Below are 2529 nucleotides of genomic sequence, written 5' to 3'. Positions count from 1 at the left end.
GTAGCTCTCGAGCCAAGCTGAGGCGTTGGTGTGTTTACGGGAATGCATGGACCGTCCGCTTTCTCTAAGGTCAGATAACCTGATCTCGGCCCTTAACCCCAGCCCCGCGCAGGGCAGAAAATCGCGTTTCTGTTCAATGACAAGCAAATGGGCGAGCACTGTGTAAGCCGCGAGGCTTCAGGTGTGGGTTGGATTCTGTAACGATACCGGTTTGTGGCGCCGGTTGGGTCTTGTGCCGCCGGCGAACGCGTTGCAAATCCGGGCAGGCAAGCCGATGCTTCAGACGGCGTTTCCATTCTTCCCCGAAGGGGTGACCCAGATCACGGCGCTGTTGGCGTTCCGCAAGCAAGACGGGCAGATCACCTACTTCAATGGTGCCATGCCGGTGTTCATCCATAGCGCAGAGGACATGGACTCGTTTCGCATGATCACCGCCCAGTTCTGCGTCAACGGTAATGCCAAGCAGGCGGACATCGTGCGCGCGTTCGGGGTCACCAAGATCAGCGTTAAGCGGGCGGTGAAGCGCTATCGCGAGCAAGGACCAAGAGGCTTCTACCTGCCGCGCAAGCGGCGCGGGCCGGCGGTATTGACCGCATCGGTCTTGGCCGAGGCCCAGGGCTTGTTCGATGCGGGATTGGAGACCTCGGAGGTGGCCGATCGGCTCGGCATCAAATACGACACTCTCTCCAAGGCGGTGCGCGCGGGGCGCGTGCACAAACGACCAGCACAGGCGCCCAGCGGCGAGGCGAGCACGAAGAGCGAGCGCAGCGCAGCCGATCGTGCGGCGCCGATGGGGATGGGCGCGGCGGATGTCGAGGGACGGCTGGCGGCCAGCGTCGGCCAGCTCGAGTCGGTGACGCCCTGCTTTGTCCCGGCGCTCGATGTCCCCAACGCCGGTGTGCTCTGTGCCTTACCGGCGTTGTTGGCCATCGGGCTACTCGACGGTGTCGAGCGTCATCTGCACCTGCCCAAGGGCTATTACGGACTCGACAGCCTGTTGCTGTTGATGGCGTTCATGGCCTTGGCGCGACTGTCATCGATCGAAGCGCTGCGTTACTGCGCGCCGGGGGAATGGGGCAATCTGCTCGGGCTCGACCGCGTACCGGAAGTGCGCACCCTGCGCGCAAAGATCCAACTGCTGGCCGCGGACAACCAGCCCGCCGCATGGAGCGCGGCACTATGTGAACGCTGGATGGCGGCCGCCCCGGAACAGGCCGGCGTGCTCTACATCGACGGCCATGTGCGGGTCTATAACGGCTCGCAAACACAACTGCCGCGCCATCACGTCGCGCGTCAGCGGCTGTGTCTGCGCGCGACCACCGACTACTGGGTCAACGCCATGGACGGGCAGCCGTTCTTCGTCGTCAACCAAGTGGTCGATCCGGGACTGATTCAGGTCATCGAGCAGGACATCGTGCCGCGCCTTGAGCAGCAGGTTCCAGAGCAGCCCAGCGCCGAGCAGTTGCAAGCCGATCCACTGGCACATCGCTTCACGCTGGTGTTCGATCGCGAAGGCTATTCACCGGACTTCTTCAAGCGCATGAAGGCGCAGCGCATTGCCTGTCTGACCTATCACAAGTTCCCCGCCGAGGATTGGGCTGAGGAGGAGTTCAGCGCCCATCAGGTGCGCCTCGCCAACGGCGAGGTGGTGCGCATGGACTTGGCCGAACGCGGCAGTCGGTTGAGTAACAAACTCTGGGTGCGGGAGCTGCGTAAGCGCAGCGAACGGGGGCATCAGACCGCGATCTTGTGCACCGATTATTGCTCGCCAGCACCGGGGCTGGCGGCGGCGATGTTCGCTCGTTGGTCGCAGGAAAACTTCTTCAAGTATGCCCGCCAACACGACGCTCTAGACCGCCTGGCGGACTATCGGGTGGAGGCGATTTCCGACCCCCTACGGGTGGTCAATCCCGACTACCGCCAGCTCGACGGCCAGGTGCGCTCAGCCACCGGCAAGCTCACCCGACGCCTGGCGAACTTCGCTGCCATGACACTCGATGAACCCATCGAACCGAACCATGTCGAGCCGTTCATCCGCCGCAAAGCGGCGCTGCAAGAGGAGATCGAGACGCTGCAGCATGACCTCGACGCACTCAAGGCCAAGCGCAAGGAAACCGCGCATCACATCAGCATTGAGGAGCTGCCCGAGGAAGCACGCTTTCTCCAGCTCAGCACGCAGAGCAAACAGCTTGTCGATACCATCAAGATGATTGCCTATCGCGCCGAGACGGCGATGGCCAACAGCCTGCGCGAGCACCTCGCACGACCCGACGAGGCACGTCGGTTGCTCTGCGCCCTCTACACCAGTGAGGCCGACCTGCTGCCCGACCCCGATGCCGGTACGCTGACCGTGCGCTTACACCATGGCGCCAACGATGCCAATGACCGGGCGATCGCGAAACTTTGCGAGGAGCTCAATGAAACCGAAACCGTTTTTCCACGCACCAACCTGCGCCTGGTGATCAAAATGGGATCAGCGTAGATTCCTCGAAGTCAGGTCATCTGAAGTTGTGTACGGCGGTCAGCGCA

Annotated in this window: 1 protein-coding gene; it reads left to right on the top strand. The window is 62.6% G+C overall.

All coding sequences use genetic code 11. The annotated features are described in order from the left end of the window. The first annotated feature begins 274 nt into the window (after positions 1 to 274). Positions 275 to 2482, top strand: a complete 2208-nt coding sequence (locus VBE63_RS27300; protein ID WP_323686140.1) for a putative transposase — start codon at positions 275 to 277, stop codon at positions 2480 to 2482. The last annotated feature ends 47 nt before the right edge of the window (positions 2483 to 2529 follow it).

It is taken from the genome of Lamprobacter sp. (genome assembly GCF_034860625.1).
Lineage (GTDB): Bacteria > Pseudomonadota > Gammaproteobacteria > Chromatiales > Chromatiaceae > Lamprobacter.
This window is presented reverse-complemented; position numbering and strand designations above follow the sequence as displayed.